General features: G+C 67.6%; 17 protein-coding genes. 5 read left to right on the top strand and 12 right to left on the bottom strand.

Translation table 11 applies throughout. The features are described 5' to 3' along the window. Positions 1 to 34: 34 nt before the first annotated feature. From ssuC to BP26_RS0123240, 5 genes are read right to left on the bottom strand one after another with little or no spacing between them, the layout of a single operon-like run. The gene (gene ssuC, locus BP26_RS0123260) at positions 35 to 826 is read right to left on the bottom strand and encodes an aliphatic sulfonate ABC transporter permease SsuC (RefSeq protein WP_051749327.1); all 792 of its coding nucleotides are present in this window, start codon (positions 824 to 826) and stop codon (positions 35 to 37) included. A 6-nt stretch (positions 827 to 832) separates the two neighbouring features. After that, positions 833 to 2,083 carry an acyl-CoA dehydrogenase family protein gene (locus BP26_RS0123255; protein ID WP_084183368.1) on the bottom strand — a complete coding sequence of 417 codons (1,251 nt, stop codon included), beginning with the start codon at positions 2,081 to 2,083 and terminating at the stop codon, positions 833 to 835. Then, positions 2,080 to 3,039: an aliphatic sulfonate ABC transporter substrate-binding protein gene (locus BP26_RS0123250; RefSeq protein ID WP_029922941.1), complete on the bottom strand. Its 960-nt coding sequence runs from the start codon at positions 3,037 to 3,039 to the stop codon at positions 2,080 to 2,082. The genes BP26_RS0123255 and BP26_RS0123250 overlap by 4 nt, the downstream gene beginning before the upstream one ends. A 7-nt stretch (positions 3,040 to 3,046) precedes the next feature. Next, complete coding sequence (gene ssuD / locus BP26_RS0123245) at positions 3,047 to 4,201, bottom strand: FMNH2-dependent alkanesulfonate monooxygenase (RefSeq protein ID WP_029922940.1); 1,155 nt, start codon at positions 4,199 to 4,201, stop codon at positions 3,047 to 3,049. 33 nt (positions 4,202 to 4,234) lie between these two features. Further along, positions 4,235 to 5,242, bottom strand: coding sequence for an aliphatic sulfonate ABC transporter substrate-binding protein (locus BP26_RS0123240; protein WP_029922939.1), 1,008 nt, complete (start codon positions 5,240 to 5,242; stop codon positions 4,235 to 4,237). 200 nt (positions 5,243 to 5,442) lie between these two features. Here BP26_RS0123240 and BP26_RS0123235 point away from each other — a divergent pair, with 200 nt between their 5' ends. The 4 genes from BP26_RS0123235 to BP26_RS0123220 are packed head-to-tail and all read left to right on the top strand — an operon-like array spanning position 5,443 to position 9,363. Then, positions 5,443 to 6,405, top strand: a complete 963-nt coding sequence (locus tag BP26_RS0123235) for a sulfonate ABC transporter substrate-binding protein (RefSeq protein WP_029922938.1) — start codon at positions 5,443 to 5,445, stop codon at positions 6,403 to 6,405. 4 nt (positions 6,406 to 6,409) lie between these two features. After that, a complete protein-coding gene (locus BP26_RS0123230; RefSeq protein WP_436233361.1) occupies positions 6,410 to 8,146 on the top strand; it encodes a fumarate reductase/succinate dehydrogenase flavoprotein subunit in 1,737 nt (578 codons plus the stop codon). Positions 8,147 to 8,155: 9 nt separating this feature from the next. Continuing rightward, positions 8,156 to 8,389, top strand: coding sequence for a 4Fe-4S dicluster domain-containing protein (locus BP26_RS0123225; protein ID WP_029922936.1), 234 nt, complete (start codon positions 8,156 to 8,158; stop codon positions 8,387 to 8,389). 2 nt (positions 8,390 to 8,391) lie between these two features. Then, positions 8,392 to 9,363 carry a HEAT repeat domain-containing protein gene (locus BP26_RS0123220; protein WP_051749325.1) on the top strand — a complete coding sequence of 324 codons (972 nt, stop codon included), beginning with the start codon at positions 8,392 to 8,394 and terminating at the stop codon, positions 9,361 to 9,363. A gap of 46 nt (positions 9,364 to 9,409) precedes the next feature. Here the strand turns inward: BP26_RS0123220 and BP26_RS28000 are convergent, their stop codons facing one another. The 5 genes from BP26_RS28000 to BP26_RS0123190 form a co-directional block, all read right to left on the bottom strand. Beyond that, the gene (locus BP26_RS28000; protein ID WP_051749324.1) at positions 9,410 to 13,054 is read right to left on the bottom strand and encodes an EAL domain-containing protein; all 3,645 of its coding nucleotides are present in this window, start codon (positions 13,052 to 13,054) and stop codon (positions 9,410 to 9,412) included. A gap of 288 nt (positions 13,055 to 13,342) precedes the next feature. Further along, positions 13,343 to 16,732 (bottom strand): UvrD-helicase domain-containing protein, encoded by a 3,390-nt coding sequence (locus BP26_RS0123205; RefSeq protein WP_051749323.1) that lies wholly within the window; start codon positions 16,730 to 16,732, stop codon positions 13,343 to 13,345. Further along, positions 16,725 to 19,472, bottom strand: coding sequence for a PD-(D/E)XK nuclease family protein (locus BP26_RS0123200; protein WP_029922933.1), 2,748 nt, complete (start codon positions 19,470 to 19,472; stop codon positions 16,725 to 16,727). Before BP26_RS0123200 ends, BP26_RS0123205 begins: the two co-directional genes overlap by 8 nt. 56 nt (positions 19,473 to 19,528) lie before the next feature. Then, complete coding sequence (fdxA, locus tag BP26_RS0123195; protein ID WP_029922932.1) at positions 19,529 to 19,852, bottom strand: ferredoxin FdxA; 324 nt, start codon at positions 19,850 to 19,852, stop codon at positions 19,529 to 19,531. A 105-nt stretch (positions 19,853 to 19,957) separates the two neighbouring features. Further along, positions 19,958 to 20,413, bottom strand: a complete 456-nt coding sequence (locus BP26_RS0123190) for a MarR family winged helix-turn-helix transcriptional regulator (protein ID WP_029922931.1) — start codon at positions 20,411 to 20,413, stop codon at positions 19,958 to 19,960. 63 nt (positions 20,414 to 20,476) lie between these two features. Between BP26_RS0123190 and BP26_RS0123185 the strand changes: the two genes are divergently transcribed. Next, positions 20,477 to 20,872 (top strand): VOC family protein, encoded by a 396-nt coding sequence (locus tag BP26_RS0123185; RefSeq protein ID WP_029922930.1) that lies wholly within the window; start codon positions 20,477 to 20,479, stop codon positions 20,870 to 20,872. A 24-nt stretch (positions 20,873 to 20,896) separates the two neighbouring features. On the opposite strand, the gene BP26_RS0123180 is transcribed toward BP26_RS0123185, so the two are convergent. Continuing rightward, positions 20,897 to 21,571, bottom strand: coding sequence for a hypothetical protein (locus tag BP26_RS0123180; RefSeq protein WP_029922929.1), 675 nt, complete (start codon positions 21,569 to 21,571; stop codon positions 20,897 to 20,899). 131 nt (positions 21,572 to 21,702) lie between these two features. Then, positions 21,703 to 23,058 (bottom strand): adenosylmethionine--8-amino-7-oxononanoate transaminase, encoded by a 1,356-nt coding sequence (locus BP26_RS0123175; RefSeq protein ID WP_029922928.1) that lies wholly within the window; start codon positions 23,056 to 23,058, stop codon positions 21,703 to 21,705. Positions 23,059 to 23,369: the final 311 nt, after the last annotated feature.

The following is a 23,369-nucleotide window of genomic DNA, read 5'->3' as shown; positions in this document are numbered from 1 at the left end:
GAGAGGGACGGTAGCCGGCGACGCAGTCGCCGGTTCATGTGTATGACGGATGCCAGCGCAGGCATACCCGCTCCAGGCCCTTCGCCGCCACGTCGGCGATCTTGCCGAGCAGCGCATACAGCAGGATGCCGACCAGCACCACGTCGGTCTGCAGGAATTCGCGCGCGTTCATGGTCATGTAGCCGATGCCGGAAGACGAGGAAATGGTTTCCGCCACGATCAGCAGCACCCACATCAGCCCCAGCGAGAAGCGCAGCCCCACCAGGATCGAGGGCAGGGCGCCGGGCAGGATCACATCGCGGTACAGGCGCCAGCCCGAGAGGCCGTAGCTGCGCGCCATCTCGATCAGGTTGCGGTCCACCGTGCGGATGCCGTGGAAGGTATTCAGGTACAGCGGGAAGAACACACCCAGCGCCACCAGGAACAGCTTGGCGCCTTCGTCGATGCCGAACCACAGGATCACCAGCGGGATCATCGCCAGCGGCGGAATATTGCGCAGCATCTGCAAGGTGGTATCGAGCGCCACCTGTGCCGGCACGAACAACCCGGTCAGCAAACCCAGCAGCAAACCGAGGCCGCCGCCGATGGCCAGCCCGGCGAACGCGCGCCCGGCGCTGACCTTGAGGTTCGCCCACATCTCCCCGGTCTGCACCAGGTGCCAGGCCGCCTTCACCACCGCCCAGGGCTCCGGCAACACGCGGGTCGACAACAGCCCGGAACGCGCCGCGTATTCCCAGGCGCCGAGGATCAGCAACGGCAGCAGCCACGGCAGGGTATTCGCACCAAGGCGGTGCCACGATTGATAGGGCAGACGGGAAGCGGACATGGCGGCTCAGGAATAGATCGAAGGCAGCGGCGGCTCGCCGCTCAGCAGCCAGTGGCCGATGTCGCGCAGCTTGTAATCGAGCGGATCGTGCAGCGAATGCGTGCGCACATTGCGCCAAAAGCGGTCGAAGCCCCAGCGCGAAGCGGTGGCGCGCGCGCCCATGGTCTCGAAGATCTGCGCCGTAACCTCCAGCGCCGTGCGCGCGGCGAACACGCGCGCCTCGGCGATGGCCACCGCCGCCGCGCCGCGTTGCTGCGGCGTGATCGCATCGCCCAGGTCCCAGGCCTCCTGCAGCATGCGCGCGGCGTTCTCGGTGAGGCTCACCGCCGCACGGTACTTGCTCCACAGTTCGCCGTAACGCTGCTGGATGAAAGGATCTTCCGCCGCCCGCGCCACGCCGGAACTGCCCCAGGGCCGCGCCTGTTCCAGCGTATAGGCACGTGCCGCGGCCAGCGCGCCGAGCGCATTGCCGTTGTAGATTTCGGTCAGCACCAGTTGCGACACGCAGGGCCGCAGCGTCGCACGCGGCGAGCCGCCCGGTCCCGGCGGTCCGAGTATTTCATCGGCCTCCACCCGTACCCGCTCGAAGCGCACGCTGCCGCTGTCGGTCTGGCGCTGGCCGATCGCATCCCAGTCCTCGTTGGCGTGCACCCCGGCGCGGCGGCTGGGGATGGTGAGGATGATGCGGTTGGACGGATCGCCGCCGCGCGGCGCCGACACGTTGAGCATGTCCGAGTCCAGCGCGCCGGAGCAGAAGGTCTTGAAGCCGTCGAGCGTGTAGTGCCCGCCGGTGGCATCGCTCGCGGGCTGCAACGCGATATTGCCGTCCAGGGCGTTGGTCGCATTGCCCCAGAACCAGCTGTGCTCGATGGTGCCGCTCAGATAGCGCTGCTGCTGTTCGGAATTGGCGAACAGCAGGATGGTGGCGATCTGCAGGTGCTGGAAACCGTACAGGTGTGCCAGCGAACTGTCTGCGGCGGCCAGCCGCCGCACGATGCGGTAGATCAGCGGCCAGAGTTCACCGCCCCCGCCATACTGGCTCGGCACGCTCAACGTCAGCAGGCCGCTCTGCCGGATCAGCGCACGCTCGGCCAGCGCCGTGCCGCCGCGCTTGTCGCGCTCCACCGCCGTGGCGGCAAGCTTGGCTGCCAGCGCTTCGACCGCCGCGGTATGCGCGCCGCAATCGACATGCAGCAGCTCCGGCGGTACTGCCGGAGCCGTCGTTTCATCCGGGCGGTGCAGCGCCAGGGTGGTCACAACGGTTTCCACACGGTGACGCTCTGCGTGTCCACCGCCTTAGGAATCAGATTGGCATCGAGGAAGGCATCGGCGATCTTCTGCTGTTCGCCCAGCGCATCCGCGCTGACCGCTCGCACCTCGTAGCTGCGCCGGTCATTGGCGATGCGCACCGTCTGCGCATCCAGCCCCCACACCGGCGCCAGCGCCGTTGCCGCATCCTGTGGATGCGCCTTCACCCACACGCCGGTCTCGCGCAGCGCATCGAATACCGCCTGCACGATCTCCGGGTGCGCTTTGGCGAAGGGTGCGGAAGCCAGGTAGTAGCGCCGGTAGCTGGCGATGCCGCTGCCGTCGGTGAGCACGCGCGCCTTGGCCTGCTGCTGCGCCCCGGCCACGTAGGGGTCCCACACCGCCCAGGCGTCCACCGAACCGTTCTCGAACGCCGCGCGGCCATCGGCCGGCGAGAGATAAGCCGGCTGGATGTCGCTGAACTTCAATCCCGCCTTGCGCAGGGCCGCGATCAACAAGTAATGCGCGCCCGCCGCCTTGGCCACCGCCACCTTCCTGCCTTTCAGGCTCGCCACATCATGAATCGGCGAATCCGCCCGCACCAGGATCGCCTGTGCGGTGGGCGAGGGCGTCTCCTGCGCGTAATAGGCCAGGTTCGCGCCGGCCGCCAGGGCGAAGATCGGCACCGTGTCCGCCACGTCGGCGGACAGGTCGATGCCGCCGACGTTGAGCGCTTCCAGCAGCGGCGCGCCGCTGGTGAACTCGCTCCAGCTCAGGTGCACGTCCTTGCCGGCGAATTTCTGCTCCAGCGTTCCTTGTGCCTTGAGCAGGGCGGTCAGGGTGGACGACTTCTGGTAGCCGATGCGTACTTCCACTGTATCGGCTGCGGCGATGCCGGGCAACGCGGACGCAACAATCAGCGCCAGGGCGGTGAGGGAGAGACGGCGACGTGTGAACATGGGCATGGTTCGATCAGCTCTGCGAAACCTTGGGCACATAGGTATTGGCCACGATCTCGCCGAACGGCCCGGACAGCACGCCCTCGGCGGTGCCCTTCTGCGGCCGGTCGAGCGGCAGGAGCGGGAAGGTCAGTTCGGCGAAGCGGTAGGCCTCTTCCAGGTGCGGATAGCCGGAGAGGATGAAGGTTTCGATGCCGAGGTCGGCGTATTCCTGCATGCGCGCCGCGACCGTCTGCGGATCGCCTACCAGGGCGGTGCCGGCACCGCCGCGCACCAGGCCCACGCCGGCCCACAGGTTGGGCGACACTTCCAGCTTGTCGCGGCGTCCGCCGTGCAGCGCCGCCATGCGGCGCTGACCCTCGGAGTCCATCCTGGAGAACGCCGCCTGGGCGCGCTCGATGGTGGCGTCGTCGAGCTTCTCGATCAGTTCATCGGCCGCGCGCCAGGCCCGTTCGTTGGTTTCGCGCACGATGACGTGCAGGCGAATGCCGAAGCGCAGTGTGCGACCGCGTTCGCCGGCCCGGCGGCGGATGTCCGCGATCTTCTCCGCCACGGCTGCGGGCGGCTCACCCCAGGTCAGGTATACGTCCACCTGTTCGGCGGCAAGGTCGTGTGCGGCCGGCGAGGAGCCGCCGAAGTACAGCGGCGGGTAGGGCTTCTGCACCGGCGGGAACAGGGTGCGGCCGTTCTTCGAGCGCAGGTGCTTGCCGATGAAATCGACCGAGCCGTTGTCGTGCGAGCGCTCCAGGATGCCGCGCCAGATGCGCAGGAATTCGTCGGTGATTTCGTAGCGCTCATCGTGGCTGACGAACAGGCCGTCGCCTTCCAGCTCGGCCTGGTCGCCGCCGGTGACGACATTGATCAGCAGGCGGCCGTTGGACAGGCGGTCATAGGTCGCCGCCATGCGCGCGGCCAAGCCCGGCGAGCTGATGCCGGGACGGATCGCCACCAGGAACTTGAGCTGCTGCGTCACGCCGATCAGGCTGGAGGCCACCACCCAGGCATCCTCGCAGGAGCGCCCGGTGGGCAGCAGCACACCTTCATAACCCAGTGTGTCCGCCGCCACCGCGACCTGTTTGAGATAGTTGTAGTCCACCGCGCGCGCGCCTTCGGAAGTGCCGAGGTAGCGGCTGTCGCCGTGGGTGGGAAGGAACCAGAAGACTTTCATCGGGGGGACTCCTTGGAGTGTTTTCTACGGGGGCTAACGGCTGGCCGCGAGGACGCTGCCCGGCTGCCAGACCGCATCGGCCACCTCGATCGGATGCGGAATCAGTCCGGCCTGGGCATAGGTATCGGCCAGCACCTGCTGCGTGGCGATCACCGCCGGACTCAGCGGTCCCACCGACGAAGGCGGCCGGCGGCTGAGGAACAGCTTCGCCACTTCCGGGTCGAGCCCGGTAGCGGCGGCGATCAGGCCGGGCGCGTCGGCGGGATGCTGCTGCACGCGTCGGTCGGCATCGCTGAGGATGTCGAACAGGCTGCGGATCGCCTGAGCATGGTGATCGGCGAATTTGCGCGAAGAAAGATAGAACGTGTTGTTGTCCGATAACCCCGTGCCGGTGGTCAGTACGCGGGCCGGCGTATTGCGCTCAGCGGCCGCCCAGTACGGATCCCAGATGGCCCAGGCATCGATGCTGTGGCTTTCGAACGCGGCGCGTGCATCGGCAGGCGCCAGGTACACCGGCTGGATGTCTTTGTATTGCAGCCCGGCCTGCTGCAGGGCGCGCAGTACCAGGTAGTGCGAACTCGAGCCCTTCTGGAAGGCGATGCGCTTGCCACGTAGGTCTTTCAAGGCTGCAATGCCCGAGTCGGGCGGCACCAGGATGGCGGAGCTGCCGGGTTTGGGCGGTTCCACGCCGGCATAGATCACGTCGCTGCCGCCGGCTTGCGCGAACACCGGCGGCGTATCGCCGGTCATGACGAAGTCCAGGCTGCCGGCGCCGAGCGCTTCCAGCAGTTGCGGGCCGGCCGGGAATTCGTTCCACTGGATGTGCGTACCGGGAAAGCGCCGCTCCACCAGGCCCAGCTGCTTCGCTACCAGCAGGTTGATCGAACTCTTCTGGTAGCCGATGCGGATATCCTTCGGCGCATCGGCATCCGCCATCGCCAAGGCGGGCACCGCCGCGCCGGCCAGCGTCAGCAGGGCGGCGGCACAACGGTGCAGCAGCCACGACGCGCGGCTGCCTGGATCGGCAACGATATAAAGCAAGGCGCTCTTATTCCGTGAAGCGAGGGACGTTCCGGAGTATCGATGAGAGCGGCAGCGCAGCGAACGAATCTTTTGGCATGAGCACATAACCGCGGCGCCATCTATGCATAGAGCTTCTGCGTATTTCCATACGCTGCCGCGCTGCTCTACTTTCTGCGGGCTGCGCCGTTATGGCGCACTCCATCGAGAGCCGAATCGTGATCCATCCTGTTCTGAAAGCGCGCCTGCGCGCGCTGGCCGCCATTGTTGCCGGCACCCTGGTGCTTGGCGCAGCCCACGCCGATGAGGCTTGGCCGAAGCAGTTCACCATCGGCTACCAGAAATTCGGCACCCTCATCATCCTCAAGTCGCGCGGCGATCTGGACAAGCGCCTGGCCGCGCACGGCGTGACGGTGAAGTGGGCGGAGTTTCCCGCCGGTGCGCCGATACTCGAGGGCATGAACGGCGGCAGTGTCGACTTCGGCATCACCGGCGAGACGCCGCCGGTGTTCGCGCAAGCCGCCGCCGGCTCGGTGGTGCGCTACATCGCCTACGAGCCCGCGGCGCCAGCGGGCGAAGCCATCCTGGTGCCGAAGAACTCCCCGCTGAAGACCCTGGCCGACCTCAAGGGCAAGCGCGTCGCCGTGGCCAAGGGTTCCAATTCCTATTACCTGCTGGTGCAGGCCCTGAAGAAGGCCGGGCTGACGCTGGACGATATCAACGTCGCCTTCCTCAAGCCGGCCGATGCCAATGCCGCCTTCGCGCAAGGCGGTGTCGATGCCTGGTCGATCTGGGACTACTACTATGCGGCGGGGCAGGCCCAGTCCGGCGCCCGCGTGTTGGCCAGCGGCGAAGGACTGATCGACAACCATGCCTTCTTCCTGGCTTCGAAGGACGAGATCGCGAAGTATCCCGAGGTGCTGAAGATCGCGCTGGAGGAAACGGCGAAGGTCGATCTCTGGACCAGGGAGCATCCGGACGAGGCCGCGGCCCTGCTGTCGCAGCAGGTCGGCATCGATGCCGCCATTCTCAAGACCGCCATCCAGCGCTCCGGCTTCGGCCCCAAGCCGCTCGGCCCCGAGGTCATCGCCGCGCAGCAGCGCATGGCCGACGCGCTGTACGCGCTCAAGCAGCTGCCCAATGCCATCACCGTGCAGGACGCGGTCGTGACGCTGCCGCAGTGATCCGCTGATGGACGACTCCCTGCAACGCATCGAATACGACCTCGTCGTCATCGGCGGCGGCACCGCCGGGCCTATGGCCGCGGTGACGGCCAAGCTGCGCAATCCGGCGCTGAAGGTGCTGCTGCTGGAGAAAGCCGACGTGCATCGCAGCGGCGCCATCTGCATGGGCATGGACGGCCTCAACAACGCGGTCATCCCCGGCCACGCCACGCCGGAGCAGTACGTGCGCGAGATCACCGTGGCCAACGACGGCATCGTCGAGCAGTCCTCGCTGCTGGCCTACGCCGAGCGCAGCTCCGGCATGATCCGCCAGCTCGACGGCTGGGGAGTGCAATTCCAGAAGACCGGCAGCGGCGACTACGACGTGCGCAAGGTGCATCATCTGGGCGAGTACGTGCTGCCGATGCCGCAGGGCCACAACGTCAAGAAGATCCTCTACCGCCAGCTCAAGCGCGCGCGGGTGGAGATCGAGAACCGCTACCAGGCCACGCGCTTGCTCAAGGATGCGGACGGCCGCATCGCCGGCGTCTTCGCCGTGAGCACGCGGACCGAGCAAACCCTGCTGATCAAGACGGGCGCGGTAATACTCGCCACCGGCGCCGCCGGACGGCTTGGCCTGCCGGCCTCCGGTTACCTGTTCGGCACCTACGAGAATCCGACCAACAGCGGTGATGGTCATGCGATGGCGTACCACGCCGGAGCGGAGTTGGCCAACCTGGAATGCTTCCAGATCAACCCGCTGATCAAGGACTACAACGGCCCCGCCTGCGCCTATGTCACCAGCCCGCTGGGCGGCTATACCGCCAATGCCCACGGCCAGCGCTTCATCCGCTGCGACTACTGGTCGGGGCAGATGATGCTGGAGTTCCACCACGAACTGGAAGGCGGCAACGGGCCGGTATTCCTCAAGCTCGATCATTTGGCGGAGGACACCATCGCCGAGATCGAGCGGGTGCTGCATACCAACGAACGGCCCTCGCGCGGACGCTTCCACGAGCGGCGTGGCACCGACTACCGCGAGCAGATGGTGGAGATGCACATCTCCGAGATCGGCTTCTGCAGCGGTCATTCCGCTTCCGGCATCTGGATCGACCGCCATGGCCGCACTACCGTGCCGGGCCTGTACGCCGCCGGTGATGCCGCCTCGGTGCCGCACAACTACATGCTCGGCGCCTTCGTCTACGGCGCCATCTGCGGCGAGAGCGCCATCGACGACCTTGCCGCGGGACGCGCCGGTACGCCGGACGAGGACGAGATCGCGGCGGAGTTCGAGCGGGCCAACCAGGCCCTGCGTGTCGCCGACGGCATTCCGCCGGGGCAGATGGAGTACAAGATCCGCCGCTTGGTCAACGACTACCTGCAGCCGCCGAAGATCACCCGCAAGATGCAGATCGGCCTGGAGCGCTTCGAGGAAATCCGCGAGGAACTGCCGGGGCTATCCGCCGCCGATCCGCACGAACGCCTGCGCGCGCTGGAAGTGCATTCCATCCTCGACTGCGCCGAGATGGCGGCCCGCGCCTCGCTGTACCGCCAGGAAAGCCGCTGGGGCCTGTACCACCTGCGCGTCGATCACCCGCAGCGCGACGACGACAACTGGTTCGCCCACAGCATGCTCTACAAGGACGCGCAGGGCCGCATGGTCAGCCGCAAGCGCCCGGTCGAGCCCTACGTCATCCCCATCGAAGAGCGCGAGCGCGACGCCTACCGCCGCCTGCGCGTCGAAGTCGGCGCCGCACACTGAGTATCCCCAATGCCGATCACCGTCAACCGCGTCTCCGTCCCCGTCGTCGTCGATGACGAAAAGTGCATCGCCGACAAGGGCTGCCGCGTCTGCATCGAGGTATGTCCGCTCGACGTGCTGCGCATCAACCCCGCCAGCGGCAAGGCCCACATGCGCTACGACGAATGCTGGTATTGCCTGCCCTGCGAGAAGGACTGCCCGACGGGCGCGGTGACGGTCAACATTCCTTACCTGCTGCGCTGATCATGCCTGTCTCCTCCGATTCCGCCGACCTGGCGCGCCTGCAAGCATTGCTCGACTCCGCCGACGGCGCGGTACGCTTGGTGGCGGTGCGCGAAGTGACCGATGCCTGCGCGCTGGAGTTGCTGCCGGTGGCCGAGCGTGCGCTTGATGATGCTGAAGCGGAAGTGCGTCTCGAGGCGGTGACCGCGCTCGACGCCATCGGCGGGGCGGAAGCCATAACGCCGCTGATCCGGGCGCTGGGCGATGCCGACAATGAGGTGCGCGAACTGGCGGCCAAGGCGTTGGCCGAGAACAAATCACCGGAAGGTGCCGGTCCGCTGCTCGATGCGTTGGCGCAGGGCAGAGATGTCTGGACCGTCGCCGCGTTCCTCGAAGCATTGAAGCCTTTGCGTAACGACGCCGCTCTGCAACCCGCGCTGCGGCTGCTGAGCCATGCGGATGCCGGCGTGCGCGCGGCCGCGGTGGGCGTCATCGGCTACTTGCGACTACCGCAAGCTTTGCCAGAACTGGTTGAGCTGGGGGCAGCGGACACATCCGCCGTTGTGCGTCAGGCCGCCCTGCGCGCCCTGGTCTCCGCGCCGGCTGATGCTTTGTCTGCGGCCGCGCTCAGGGCCTTGGGAGATACCGAGTGGAGCATCCGCGCCGAGGCTGCCGCAATCCTCGGCAAGCTGCGCTACACCGCCGCCGTCGATGCCCTGATCGGCCTGGTCGATTTCGACCCGCAATGGCAAGTGCGCGAACAGGCCGCGGAAGCGCTTGGCCTGATGCGGCACAGGCCGGCAGTGCAGGCTATCGGCCGCTGCCTGGATTCTCCGGTGAGCAACCTGCGCAAGTCAGCGGTGATCGCCCTGGACCGTATCGGCGACCGTTCCGCGTGTACGTTGCTGCTCGCCGTGCGCGAAGATCCTGACGCGCAGGTGCGAAAGCTGACTGCGCAACTGATTGAAAAGCTGACGCGGGCGCGAGCGGTCTGAGCCGTGCGGAGGTTTGTGCTTCGAAGCGCCACGAGGTCGTCGGGTCTCAGCGCATCGATGACGCCGGCTGGATCGGGCCTGGAGGCTGCTTGTCCGGATAAAGGTGCGGCTGCTCACGCAGCAGGCGACTCATCAGGTTCGCGGACAGCGCCCGGCTGAAGTAATGTCCCTGGATGGCATCGCAGTGGTTCTTGCTCAGGAACTCGAGCTGGGCCGCCGATTCCACGCCTTCGCCGATGGTTTTCAGATCGAGTGAACGGGCCATGGCCAGGATGGCGCGGATGATCAGCGCCGCGTCTTCGCTGGCCGGCAGATCCATGGTAAAGGATTGATCGATCTTGATGGTGTCGATGGGGAAGCGCTTGAGGTGGCTCAGGCTGGAATAGCCGGTACCGAAATCGTCCATTGCCAGCGACACGCCGATATTTTTCAGTTCGCGCAGGGTTTCGATCACGCTGTCCGAATTCTGCATCAGCGCGCTCTCGGTCAGCTCCAGTTCGAGGAACCGCGCCGGTATCTGGTATTTCTCCAGCGCCTGCCGCACCAATAATGGCACGTTCTGCAGGTGGAATTGCCGTGCCGATACATTCACCGCCAACGACAGCTCGCGATGGCCGGCGGCGCGCCAGGCGCCTAGCTGTGCGCACGCGGTGTCCAAGGCCCAGGCGCCGATGGGCATGATCAGGCCGGTGTCCTCCGCCAGCGGAATGAAGCGGCTGGGGGAGATCGCCCCCAGGTCAGCGTGATCCCAGCGGATCAACGCCTCCACGCCGCTGATACGGCCGTCCAGCAGGTCCACCTGTGGTTGGTAATACAACTCCAGTTCATTGCGCTCGAGTGCACGGCGCAGGGCGCTTTCCAGCTTGACGCGCTCGTCGGTGACCAGGCTCATTTCCTGCTGGTAGCGCTGGTAGCCGTTGCGTCCCCGCTCCTTGGCGCGGTACATGGCGATGTCCGCATGCTTCAGCAGCATCTCGGCATTGCTGCCATCGTCGGGATAGACGCTGATGCCGATGCTCGCGGTCAGGTGCAGTGAGCGTCCTTCGGCATACAGGGGGCGGGCGAAAATGTGCACCAGCTTGGCGGCCACGGCATCGGCCTGGTCGGCGCGATCGCCATTCAGCAGCAGCACGAACTCGTCGCCGCCCAGGCGTGCCACCGTATCGCCGCCGCGCACCGACTGCTGCAAGCGCGACCCCACGGTCTTCAGCAGCGCGTCCCCGAGGGTGTGCCCGAAGCTGTCGTTGATGAACTTGAAGCCGTCGAGATCGAGAAACAGGAGGGCCACCGAGCCGCCGCTGCGTTTGGCCTGGGCCAGGGCGACGCCGATGCGGTCATTGAGCAGATTGCGATTGGGGAGGCCGGTCAGCGCGTCATGATTGGCCAGGTGGGTCATCTCCGCCTCATGCAGCCGCCGCTCCGAGATGTCGCTGGCCACGCAGTCGAGGCGCAGCGGCTTGCCGTCGCTGTCGGACACCATGCGGATGCGCGCTTCCAGCCAGCGGATTTCGCCGCCGGGGCGAACGATGCGGTACTGCAGGGTGGTCCCGCCCGACGCCGCGAGCGCGGCGAGCCGCTCGGCGACGATCGGCTGATCGTCGCGATGGACGGCTTTGAGCCACAGCCCCGGATCCGCTTCGAATTCGTCGAGAGGACGTTCATAGACGCTTTCGATGGCGCCGTTGACGTAGAGCATGCGGTGGCTGCCAGCCTCGGCGGACCAGACCACATTGTCGATGGAATCGAGGATGCTGGAGAGTTTCTCCTCCGCCTGGTGCAGTTCGCTGACGCGCCGTTCGAGGCAGCTGTTGGCATCGGTCAGTTCGCTGCGCGCCTGCCGCAGGCCCTCCCGCGCGCTGTCGAGGCCTGCTCCGGCGTGGCGTATTTCGGCTTGCAACATGTTGAAGCTGGCCGCCATCTCGCCGACTTCGTCGTGGGTATAAACCCGCACCGGGATGATGTCCACCCGCACGTGGGCGGCGTCCAGATCGCCGCGGCCGAGCGCGTGCATGGCCTGTGAGAAATCCTTCAGGGTCCCGGTGGCCAGACCCCGTGCGGCACTGGAAACCTCGCGCGCGGAGTGACCGATCATGCCGGGCAGAACCAGTGCAACGGAAATCGACAGCATCGCCACCGCGACGAAGATGTCCGACAGGGCGGTCATCAGGGCTGGATGTTGCCCGGAGAGATTTCCCACCGCCAGGAGGTAACCGGTACCGTCGAGGGCCAGAACCAGGAGCATCGCAGCCGTGAGTTTCAACTGGAGCCCGTATGCGATGCCGGGCAGACCGGCGCGGCGCCGGTCGGTGTAGACGCGCCAGGCATAAAGCGCCGATCCGGCGTAGGCGAACGCCAGTCCGACCACGACGGTGGGCAGGCCGAATTGCTCGAAGCCGAGCAGGGCGGCCACGCCCCAGACCATGGCGGCGAACAGTCCCAGCAGCACGGTGCCGCGCGGCGCGCGGTAGGTCCGGGGAAGTGCCGGCGCGTCGCGTCGCAGCAGCCATACCGCCACGCTGGGCAGGGCAATGCCGATCAGATAGGTGAAATTGGCCGCCGCGATAAGCCAGATCGGATCGCCGATCAGCAGGAACACGATCGCCATCGTGGCGGTCAGCACGGTCGCCACCCACGGCGTATCGGTGCGCGAACGCAGCGCCAGCATCCTCGGCAGCAGGCCGTCTTCGGACAGTTGCGACAGCGTGCGCGCCGCGCCGGCGAGGGGCTGCAGCGTGCCCGAAAACATGCTGAACACCATGAACCAGACCGCGGCGGCCTTGCCGGCGTCGCCCAGCAGAGGGGCGTAGGTCGGGCCCAGCACCAGGGCCAGATCCTTGCCGAGCGGGGCGGCCCCGAGTGCGCCCAGCCACACCAGCGGCAGGAATACGAAATACATTCCCGCCAACACACCACTCGCCAGCATGGCGCGTGGCACGTTGCGCGCCGGTGCCACGGTTTCGCCGACGTGGCAGGCCGCCGCCTCGAACGCCGGCGCGGCGAAGCCGACCAAATACAAACCTGCCATCAGGCTGGTGAGCTCGCCGAAGCCGCCCGCGAACGGCACAGTCAGATGAAAACTGGTGGCCTGGTGCCAGTCGACTGTCCCAGCCAGGATCGGGATCAACCCCGAGGCAAACGCCATCGCCGCCGAGGCGGTGGCGATCGGTATGGCCATGCGGCTGACCCAGCGGATGCCGCACAGGTTGACGACGGTCATCAGCAATACCAGGACGCTGGCCAGCAACGGTATCGGCATCCAGGGCAAATACCATTCGTGCAGCGCGGAAGCCGAGAGGATGGCGGTCAGGCCGCAGGTCGGTACCCAGCCCCACCAGTAACAGACGCCGGTCAGGTTGGCCAGCACGGCGCTGTAAGGACGGAACGCCTCGACGCAGCTGGCGGCGATGCCGCCGACGCGGTTGGGATACAGCAGCACCAGTTCGGTCCAGCCCGGCGCCGCCGCCCAGGACAGCAGCAGGCCCAGGATCAGCAGGGGCACGGCGGCGCTGCCCTGGCCCGGGATGTTGTCCTGACCGACGAACAATGCGGCCAACAGGAACAGGCTCTGGTTGCTGCCGCCCATGGCGATGGCCGCCGTGCCGTACCAGCCCAAGGTACGCGGATGCGGCGGCGGGCTGCCGGGTGGCAGCGCCAGTGCCGCAGCATCGCGTTCGGTTGGTATCTGGTTCATCGGGCTTCCGCTGACAATACCGAACCACTATCCGCTTCCCCGGGCCGGCTGGCCATGGCATTTATGTCCCGGTCACCGCCCTTCTTCCGCCAGGCATCGACGTTTGTCGGGCGTGGTGCCAAAAGCCGCGCCAATCCTCGGGAATCCCGGGCGGTGCGCGCCCCGCAGCCGCCTGGTCCCTGGCCCAGAAGGAGCTGTGGGCCGACGATGCGGTCGGCATCTACCAGGTGCCCAACGGCAGGATCGTCAAGGAGCAGTTCTTCTACGACATGGGTCAGGCCAGGAGGCTCAATCCAGGCGCAGCAATTCCAGCCAGGTACGCGTGCCGGTGAGCAGCAGGCCGGCACGCACCGGCCGCCCTGGCCAGATACGGCGCACCGCCACGGCGTAGGCCTGCAGCTGCGGGCGGTAGCGTTCCGTCAGCTGCGCCGGGTCGGTATGCGGCGTGGTCTTGTAGTCGAGCACCCACAGCGTGGTGCCGTCATCGATCAGGCGGTCGATGGCGCCGCCGCGTTCGCCGTCGCCGGTAGGCACGGAGACCTCGCTCCAGGCCTGATGGTAGAGACTCGAAGCGAAATAGCGGTTCAGTTCCGGTGCCGCGATGACTCCGCGTGCGGTGGCGAGCCAGGCGCTGAATTCACCGTCGTCGACGACGCTTTGCAGGCGGCCTTGCAGGCGCCGGTGCAGAACGGCTTCCGGCGATGCCGGCTCGTTGCTCAAAAGCTGCAGCAGCAGGTGAATGGCATCGCCGCGCCGCACCGCGGCCGGATCGATGGCGGCGTCGCTGTCGGTATCCAGGGCCAGGGCACTTGGGGCGGCAGTGGTTTCGGCCGCCGATTGCAGCGGTTGGCGCAGACGCGGATCGTCCTTGCGCGCGGCCGGTGGCTGTTGCGTGTGCACGCCACGCGGCGCGGCGCCGCTGCCGTAGTGCAGGGTGCCCTCCGCCATCCCGTGCAGCGCCGGCGCCGGTCCGGCGCCCAGCCTTTGCAGTGCATCCCTGGCGAGGTCGTACCAGCTGACGCGCTCGCCCTGATTGGTCTGGCGGAAGCCGCTGACGTGCAGGAACTGCCGCGCGCGGGTGGCGGCGACGTAGAGCAGGTTGAGGTCTTCGCGGGCCTCGCGCTCCTTGTGGCGCTCGATCAGTTCCTCGCTCAGCGGATCGCGCTCGCCAGTGCCGCCGGGGACGATAACGTGGCCGGGACGCTCGGCGTTGGATTGCCATTCGATCAGCCAGCGCGGCGTGCGCACGGCCTGCACGCGGCCGGCGTTGACCAGGAACACCGCCGCGGCTTCCAGGCCCTTGGCGGCGTGGATGGTCATGACGCGTACATGGCCGTGCTCGGCCGGCGGCGGCGATTCGTCCGGCGCCTCGACCTTGCTGCGTGCCAGATCCTGCAGGTAGTCGAGGAAGCGCGCCAGGCTGGGGTAACGGCCGCTGTCCGCTTCCAGGGCCAGCTGGATGAAGGCGCCGAGGTTGGCGCGTACGCGCGCGGCGGGAACGGCGGGCAGCGCCGCCTCGTAGCGTGCGGCGATGTCGGCCTCGCGGTAGATGCGGTCGAGCAGGTCGTGCGCCGGCAGTTGCGCCGACAGGGGCAGCCAGTGTTGCAGCAGGTCCAGTGCGCCTTGCAGTGCCGGACGGGCAGGCGCCAGTGCGGCCAGCGTTTCGAACCAGGTGCCTTTCTCCGCGCGCGCCGCGGCGATGGCGACGAGGTCTCCGTCGTCCAGGGAGAACAGCGGCGAGCGCAGCACCTGGGCCAGTTCCAGGTTGCGGTGCGGGGCGTTGAGGAAGCGTAGCAAGGCGATCAGGTCGCGCGCCTCGGCGGTGTCGAGCAGGGTGCCGCGGCTGCTGCCAACGTAGGGGATGTTCGCGCCGGTCAGGGCCAGTTCCAGTACCTGGAGATGGGTGCGCGAGCGCGCCAGCACCATCACGTCGGCCCATTCGATGGCGCGCGCGCCGTGTTCGCCGCGCACCGCCACACCGGAATCGACCAGGCTGCGGATGCGGGCCGCGACCTGGGCGCCTTCGTGCTCGGCCCGGCTCAGCTCCTCGATTTCGCGCGGCGTGGTCAAGGGGTCGCGCAGCAGGGTTTCCGGCCGCAGTTCTTCCTCATGCCGTTCCGGCTCGATCAGCGGCGCCACTTCGATGCGGCCCCAGTCGTGCAGGCGGTGCGTGCCGTGGCGGTCGAAGCCGATGCTGGCGGCCAGTTCCTGCGGTTCGAACAGGGTGTTGACGAAGTCGATCACCGCCGGGGCGGAGCGGCGCGAGTCGTTGAGCGGCACCGTCACCGCGTCGAGGTTCGCGTGCAGCCAGCGCGCGGCGCCGCCGAGCAGTTCCGGGTTGGCGCGGCGGAAGCCGTAGATGCTCTGCTTGGCGTCGCCGACGATGAACACGCTGCGCGAACGGCCGGCGTCGCCCGCCGCCATCTCTTCCAGGAAGGGCAGCAGCAGGCGCCACTGCGTCGGGCTGGTGTCCTGGAATTCGTCGATCAGCAGATGGTCGATCTTCTGGTCCAGCTTGTAGCGGATCCATTCGGCGTTGCCCGGCCCGCGCAGCAGCAGGTAGCTGCGCCACTCCAGGTCGGCGAAGGTCAGGGCCTGGTCGATGTCCAGCTCCGCGTCCAGGGCGCGCAACGCGGCTGCGCCGAGTTGCAGGGCGGCGCCGGTGCGTTCCAGGCAGGCTTCGCGCAAGCGGCGTTCGCGGCGCCGCTCCACCGTGAGCACCACTTCGCGGTGTGCTTCCTCGAAATGCTCGATCTGCGTGTCGCTGAGCCGTTCGCGCTTGGCCTTGGCCAGCTGGAACTTGTACGGCTCGCCGTCCTTGCGGAACAGCGCCTCGACCAGGGCGTGGTAGCGCCGCTCGCCCTCGCTGTTCAGCGCGTCTTCGACCCGCGCCGTCTTGATGTAGCGGATGCCGTCCACTTCGTGCAGCCAGCGCAGCAGGATCTTCAGGCGGGCGTTGAAGGCATCGTGGTCCAGGCCCGGGTCCTGCGCCTCGGTATCCAGGCCCAATGCGCTTTGCAGCCGGGCGTGGGCGTGGTCCAGCGGCTCGGCCTCGCCTTCGACGTAGGCCCACCAGTCGGCGCGGTGCGCCAGGAAGCTGTAGACCAGGTCTTCCAGCGCCTGCTCGCCATAGCCCATGGCGATGAGCTGGCGCAGGGCCAGAGCCGGGGTGCCTTCGGGGTACTGGTGCAGTTCGGCCAGCATGCGTCGCCAGGCGCGGCGGAACAGGCCCCCCTCGTTTTCAGCGAGAGCGAAGCCGGGCGCGACGCCCGCTTCGAGGGCGAAGCGCGACAGCAGGTCCTGGCAGAAGGCGTGCAGGGTCATCGCCCGCAGCGGGAAGGGATCGAACAGCAGTGTGTGGTAAAGCTCGCGGGCGCGCTGCAGGTTCTGCGGTGTGGCCGCCAGCCCCAGGCGCTCCAGTTCGGCGGCGGCGTTGACGGTGTCGGCATAGGCCAGCGCGCGCAGGCGCTCGTTGACCCGCTCGCGCATTTCCGCCGCCGCCTTGCGGGTGAAGGTCAGCGCCAGGATGCCCCCGGCCGGCTGGCCTTCGAGCAGCAGGCGCAAGACACGCGACACCAGCAGCCAGGTCTTGCCGCTGCCGGCGGAGGCGGTGACGGCGACGCTGCGGCGCGGATCGAGCGCCGCGCCTGCCGCCGCTTCGTTCGCAGTCTTACTCATGCCAGTCACCACGGCGGCACAGGCCGCGATGGTCGCACCAGGCGCAGCTGCCCTCGTCGCCCAGGGCCGGCATCGCGGCGCCACGCGCCAGCGCGTGCAGGCTGCGTTCGAGGCGGCCGCCGACGGCGTCGCGCAATGCCTCCAGGTCCGCATCGATGCGCAGGGCTTTCTGGTCTTCGCGCAAGGGCAGGTATTCGACGGCGGCGACGCGCGGGTCGAGCAGGGCGTAATGCAGCAGCTGCACCGCTTCGCCTGACTCCACGTCCGCGCGGCGCGGCGCGCGGCCGGTCTTGTAGTCCACCAGGGTCAGCGAGCCGTCGCCGAGGGTTTCGACGCGGTCGGCCTTGCCGCGGAGGCGGCGGCCCTCGACGAAATCACGCCGGTACTCGACTTCGGCGCTCACCTCCTGTGCGTTGCGCTCGCTCAGCCAGTCCAGCAACCCGGGAATGGAGGCCTGGAATTCATTGACCCAGACATGGGCCAGTGCGCGGCTTTGCAGGTCCGGTGTGAATACCGCCGCTGCGATCTCCTGCAGGCGGGCTTGCGCCTGTTCGCGGTTGGCTGCGGTGACCGGGGCGGGGAAGGGCTCAGGCAGCGGCTCCTTCACGCGCTGGGTGAAGGCTTCGAGGATGCGGTGCACACGCTGGCCATAGTCGCTGCGGTCCGGATCCTCGTCCGGGGCCTGTTCCGCCTGCAGGCCGAGGCAGGCGTCGGCGAAGAACTGGTAAGGGCAATCGACCAGGCGCTGGTGCGCGGTGGCGCTGATCTCCTGCGGCAGCTGTTGCAGCGGCGCGGCGGGTGCGGGGCGCCGGCGTTGCACCGCCGCTGTCGGCGCGGCGTCGGAGATTTCCGTGGCGGCGGTACCGGCTTCGGCTGCCAGCGCATTGTCGCGCAGGTTCAGGCCCAGGCTGATCGCATGACTCTCGATGGCCTCGATCCAGGGCGACAGCTGCGCCGGTTCGCCCGGCTGGTCGGCGGCATAAGTGATGTGCAGGCGCGGCGCCGCCTGCAGCACGCGGCGCAGTCGCGCCAGGGTGAGGGCGTGGCGCTGCGACAGGTTGGGCAGGCCCAGTTCGCCGCGCACCGACTGGTTGAAGAAGGGCTCGCCGGCGGGCGCGCCGGGAATCTGCGCGCGGCTGGCGCCGGCCAGGATCACGGCGTCGCTGTGCAGCAGGGCGCTCTGTTCGAGCGTCAGCAGGTGCACGCGACGGTCGCGGGTGCCCTGTGGCGGCACGAAGGTGGCGCGCTCGACGGCGCGGTCCAGCAGGGCGCGGAACTCGCGCCAGTCCGCGCTCTGTGGACGCACGGCGAAGGCGTTGTCGAGCTCACGCAGGATTTCGATGAGGCGGCGCCCGGCTTCGTCCTGTTCGAAACGCTGCCACAGACCCAGCTGCTGCAGGCTGCGCTCGACGCCGCTCATCCATTCGCGCAGCAGGCGCGGCCGGCCGATGGGGGGCAGCACCCGCGCGGCCTGCTCCAACTGTTCCAGCAGTGCGCGCAGTTCCGGATGCGCGGCGGCGCGCGCGCGATAGCGCTCCAGGCCCGACTCCACGCCTTCGCGGTACACCAGGTCGCGCTCCAGGGTGCGCAATGCCTGCGCATCGGCCTTGAAGAAACCGGACTTGAGCAAGGCCAGCAGCGGCCGGAACTGGAAGCGGCGCTCGAAGCTGTCGAGCCAGGCATGCAGGGCGGCCGCGGCGGCGCTGGTGGAAAGCGCCCAGCCGCCGCGGTCCTGCAATTCGATGCCGGCGCGTTCCAGCAGGGCGCGCAGGCGCCGTGCCAGGCGGCGGTCCTCGGTGACCACCGCCACCGTGGCGCAGCCGTCGAGCAGGGCCTCGCGCACCGCGAGATCGACGCAGCGCGCCTCGTGTTCCGGCCCTTCGGCCTGGGTGATGCTGAAGCCGGGGGATTCGCTGGTTTCCTGTGCCGGGGCTACACCGAGTACCGCATCGAGGAAGCGCGTGCGCGCATCCCCCGCCGCGGCCAGCGGCTCCGCTTCACGGCCCAGTTGCGCGCAGAAAGCCAAGATTGCCGCGGCATCGCGGCCGCAGCCGCAGCCGTGCAGCCAGACTTCGGGTACGACGCCATCGGGGGCACACGCCAGCGCGAGGCGCTCGGCGCCGGCAAGGGTATCGAAGCCGGCGAGGTAGAGGGTTTCATCCGGCTGCAGGTCGGCGAAAGCCGAGCGCAGCGAAGCGGCGTAGGCCGCCGCCGGGCTGCGCTCCGCGGTTTCTTCGAGGAAGGCGCGCCACAGGGTGTGGATGATCTGCGCCTCGCGCGACAGGGCGGCGAGCGGGCGGGCGCCGTAGGCGGTGACCAGCTTGCCGGCGAAGGCCTCGGCGTCCTCCGGCAGGGTGACCGCGTTGAGGCTCAGTTCCTCGAACAGGGAAAACAGCGCCTCGGCCAGTTGCCACAGGTTCTGGCCAGGAAACAGGTTGCGATAGCGGCGCAGCGCTTCGACCAGGATCAGACGGCACTCGGCCGGCGCCATGGCCACGGGGCCGCTGCCGCGTTCGGCGGCAAACTGTTGCAGGGTGAGGAGGCGCGGCCCGAGCAGGGCGGCGCCGGTCTGTGCCGCGAGATGGCGGCGCAGCTGCGGCACCGCGCCGCTGACGGGCAGCAGCACGGTGACGCGGGACAGGTCGGGCAGTTCGGCGCGGTGCCGGGCCAGGATGGCCTGCGCCAGCCGCTCCGCAAGGTCGGCCTGCGGCGGCAGCAGCAAAGCGCGGGCGGTACTCATCGCGCGCTTCGGCTTTTCATGAAGAGCTTAGCGGCAGAGCAGTCCGCCGCGGCGGATCAGCGCTCGAGCAGCTTGAACTTGTCCGGCTTGCCGTCCCATTCCTTCGAATCCGGCAGTCCTTCCTTGCGCTCGGTGATCACCGGCCACTGGCGGGCCAGCTCCTTGTTCAGAGGCAGGAAGTGCGCCTGATCGGCGGGCAAGTCGTCCTCGGCCACGATGGCGTTGGCCGGGCACTCGGGTTCACACAGGGTGCAGTCGATGCATTCTTCCGGGTCGATGACCAGGAAGTTGGGACCTTCGTGGAAGCAGTCCACCGGGCAGACTTCCACGCAGTCGGTGTATTTGCACTTGATGCAGTTTTCGATAACGACAAAGGTCATGGCAAGCCGGTCTATCTGAAGGTAAGAGGCTCAGGTCGGAACCTGAATCCGGTACAACGGGCCCTGATTTTAAGCCAAAGCGGAGCGCAGTAGGGCTTTTGCTTCTCATTCGCCCGCGGCGCGGGGCCGGCGCAGCAGCTGCGCCAGCCGCTCCGCCGCGCTGCCGACAGTTTCCAGTTCCGCGGGGTCCAGGTCCTCCAGCAAACGGACGAGACGCTGCACCCGCTGCCGGCGGCCGCGCTGCATCAGGCTGCTGCCCGCGGGGGTGGCGCTGACATGAACCACGCGGCGGTCCTTGGCATCCGTCTCCCGCGCCGCCAGGCCCGCGGCGACCAGGGCATCCACCAGGCGGCTGATGGTGGGCGCGGCGACCTGTTCGATCCGGGCCAGCGCGCCGATGGTCTGCGGCCCGCCGAACACCAGCACCGACAGCGCCGACAGTTGCGTCGGACCCAGGCCCAGGCTCAGGTCTTCCTGGCGCAGTTGCCGCAGCAGGTGGATGGCCACGCTGTGCAGGCGGTCGGCGACCGCCTCGGCGGGCTCGGGCGTGGTCTTGAGCATGGGCTTGACCGGGCGAGGGGTTCGGGTAGATATTTAGCTTATGCTAACTAATCGGGGTAAGCCATGAAAGCATCGACGGGAGAGTCACTGGGGATTTCCAGGATCGGGCAGGTTGCCGTGCCGGTGTCCGACGTGGCCAGGGCCGAGGCGTTCTACCGCGATGTGCTCGGCTTGAAGCACCTGTTCACCGCCGACGGCAAGCTGGCTTTCTTCGATTGCGGCGGGACCCGGCTGATGCTGGCGCCGCCGGAAAACGGGCAGGAACTGAAGCGCGGCTCCATCCTGTACTTCCTGGTGCCGGAGATCGCCGCCGCGTTCGGCCGCCTGGAGGCGCAGGGCGCGAAGATCGTCCATCCGCCGCACCTCATCGCCAAAATGCCCGACCACGATCTGTGGATGGGCTTCTTCGATGACAGCGAGGGCAATACCCTGGCGCTGATGGCGGAAGTCAGGGCCTGAATTTCCCTGATTCCGGGCGCAGCTTCAGTTCAACGAAGTCTGGGCCGGACCGATGGGCTTGGTCGGCTGCATCTTCGGGTTGACCTTGCAGCTGGTGCTCACGGCAGCGGCCGCGTGGAAGCGCGTCCATTGCCGCTGGTACACGGCGTCGGTGATGCCCAGCATGTCCTCCTTCGACAGTTCCGGGTACTGCATGTTGTAGTACACCGGGTTCTGGTCGAAGGAGCTGGCGATCATCGTCTGGGTGAATTCCAGTTCGCGGTTCTGCGCCACACCCATGGCGAAGTCCACGGCGTCGGCGCACCACTCGTCGCTGTGATCGGTGACGAACAGGGCGGGCGGCTGGGCTTCGGCCTTGGCCTTGCAGGATTTGCTCATCGCCGCGGCGGCGCGGAAGTGACTCCAGCGCTGTTTGTAGACGGTGCCGGCGATGTGCTGCATGTCGGCCTTGCTCAGGTCCGGGTATTGCTGGATGAAGACGTCGCTGTCGTGCTCGATCGAGTTCGCGGTGTATTCCGCGCTGCGGCCGTAGCCGCGATATTGCGCCGTGCGCATGGCGAAGTCGATGGCGTCGGCGCACCAGTTCTCGGGGTGATCGGCTGCGGCCGCGGGCAGCGGCGCCATAGTGCCGAGCAGCGGCAGCAGCGCCATCATCACCATTGCAACGCCGGACAGCATGCGGCCCTGAACCTGTTTCATCGCTGCTCCTCTGTGCCCTGGCCTTTGCGGCCTTATGCCTTGCAAATTACGCGATGTGCCGGGAACCGGCAAACCGCGCCCGTCAGACCGTAAGTACGGATTCCAGCGGTATTTGGTTGCAGCGCCCTGTGCTAAGGCTCGCTGGTGGCGATGTCGATGCCTTCGATCGCGGTCTGGCACATGGTCACGATCTCTTCCGGGGTGATGACGTAGGGCGGCATCAGGTAAACCACGTTACCCAGCGGCCGCAGCAGCACGCCTTTCTCCAGACCGTACTGATAGACCCGCAGGCCGCGACGCTCGGCGGCCGGGTATTCCTCGCGCTTGCGCGGGTTCTTGGCCAGCTCCACCGCCAGGATCATGCCCTGCTGGCGGATGTCGATGACGTGGCGGTGGCTGGACAACTCGGTCATCGCGGCCCACATCATCGCCGCCGAGCGCCGGTTGGCGGCCAGCACATCGGACCGCTCGAACAACTCCAGCGTGGCCAGCGCGGCGGTGCAGGCCAGCGGGTTGCCGGTGAAGCTGTGCGAGTGCAGGAAGGCCTTGTAGCTGGCGTAATCGTCGTAGAAGGCCTGGTAGATCTCGTCGGTGCTCATCACCGCCGCCAGGGGCAGGGTGCCGGAGGTGAGGCCCTTGGAGATGCACATCAGGTCCGGCGTGATGCCGGCCCAGTCGCTGGCGAACATGCGGCCGGTGCGGCCGAAGCCCACGGCGATCTCGTCGGCGATGAGCAGCACGCCGTGGCGGGTGCAGGCCTCGCGCAGCAGGCGCAGGTAGATCGGGTGATACATGCGCATGCCGCCGGCGCACTGCACCAGCGGCTCGACGATCACCGCCGCCACTTCACCGGCATGGCGCTCCAGCGCCTCTTCCATGTGGCGGAAGCGGCGCCGCGTGTGGTCTTCCCAGGCTTCGCCGGGGCTGCGGTCGAAACAGTCCGGGGAAAGTACTTGAATCGGCTGCATCAGCAGCGGCGTATACGAGTCGCGGTACAGGCCGGTGCCGCTCACCGCCAGGGCGCCGAGGGTTTCACCGTGGTAGCCGTTGCTGAGCGAGATGTAGCGGGTCTTCTGCGGCTTGCCCAGGTTGCGCCAGTAGTGGTGGGCCATCTTCAGCGCCACTTCCACCGCGGAGCTGCCGTTGTCGGCGTAGAAGCAGCGCGTCAGGCCCTTGGGGGCGAGGGCGCAGAGTTTTTCCGACAGCGTCACCACCGGCTCGTGGGTGAAGCCGCCGAGCATGACGTGGTCGAGCTGGTCGAGCTGCTCCTTCAGCCGCGCCACGATGTGCGGATGGCGATGGCCGAAGATATTGGTCCACCAGGAACTGACCGCGTCGAGGTAGCGCTTGCCCTCGAAGTCCTCCAGCCAGACGCCTTCGGCGGACTTGACCGGCACCAGCGGCAGCCACTGGTGGTCCTTCATCTGGGTGCAGGGATGCCAGACGTGGGCGAGGGAACGGTTCTTCCAGTTTTCGTTGAGGCTCATGGGGCTAGGGCCTGTGAACGCTAATTTGATCGCTGCGTTGCAGTCCAAAATCGAGCCAGGCGACAACACCGCATGGCTCGCCCGCTGTTACAAAAGCGGGGGGCGCAATCCTTCGGGACGGCCTCTGGAGGCGTCCATCGCGGCGTCGTTCGTCGCTCATGTACTTCCAGTACATCGCGCTCCTCTCTCCATTGCGCTGGAAGCCTCCAGAGGCCGTCGCAGCGATCAAATTAGCGTTAACAGGCCCTAGTTTAATGGTTCCGCCGCTCCGGTTCGGATGCGCCTGGCGGCCGTGGAAGGTTTGCCGCCGG

It is taken from the genome of Nevskia soli DSM 19509, from assembly GCF_000711955.1.
Classification (GTDB): domain Bacteria; phylum Pseudomonadota; class Gammaproteobacteria; order Nevskiales; family Nevskiaceae; genus Nevskia; species Nevskia soli.
The sequence above is the reverse complement of the archived record's forward strand: the minus strand, read 5'-3'. Positions and strand labels throughout refer to the sequence as shown.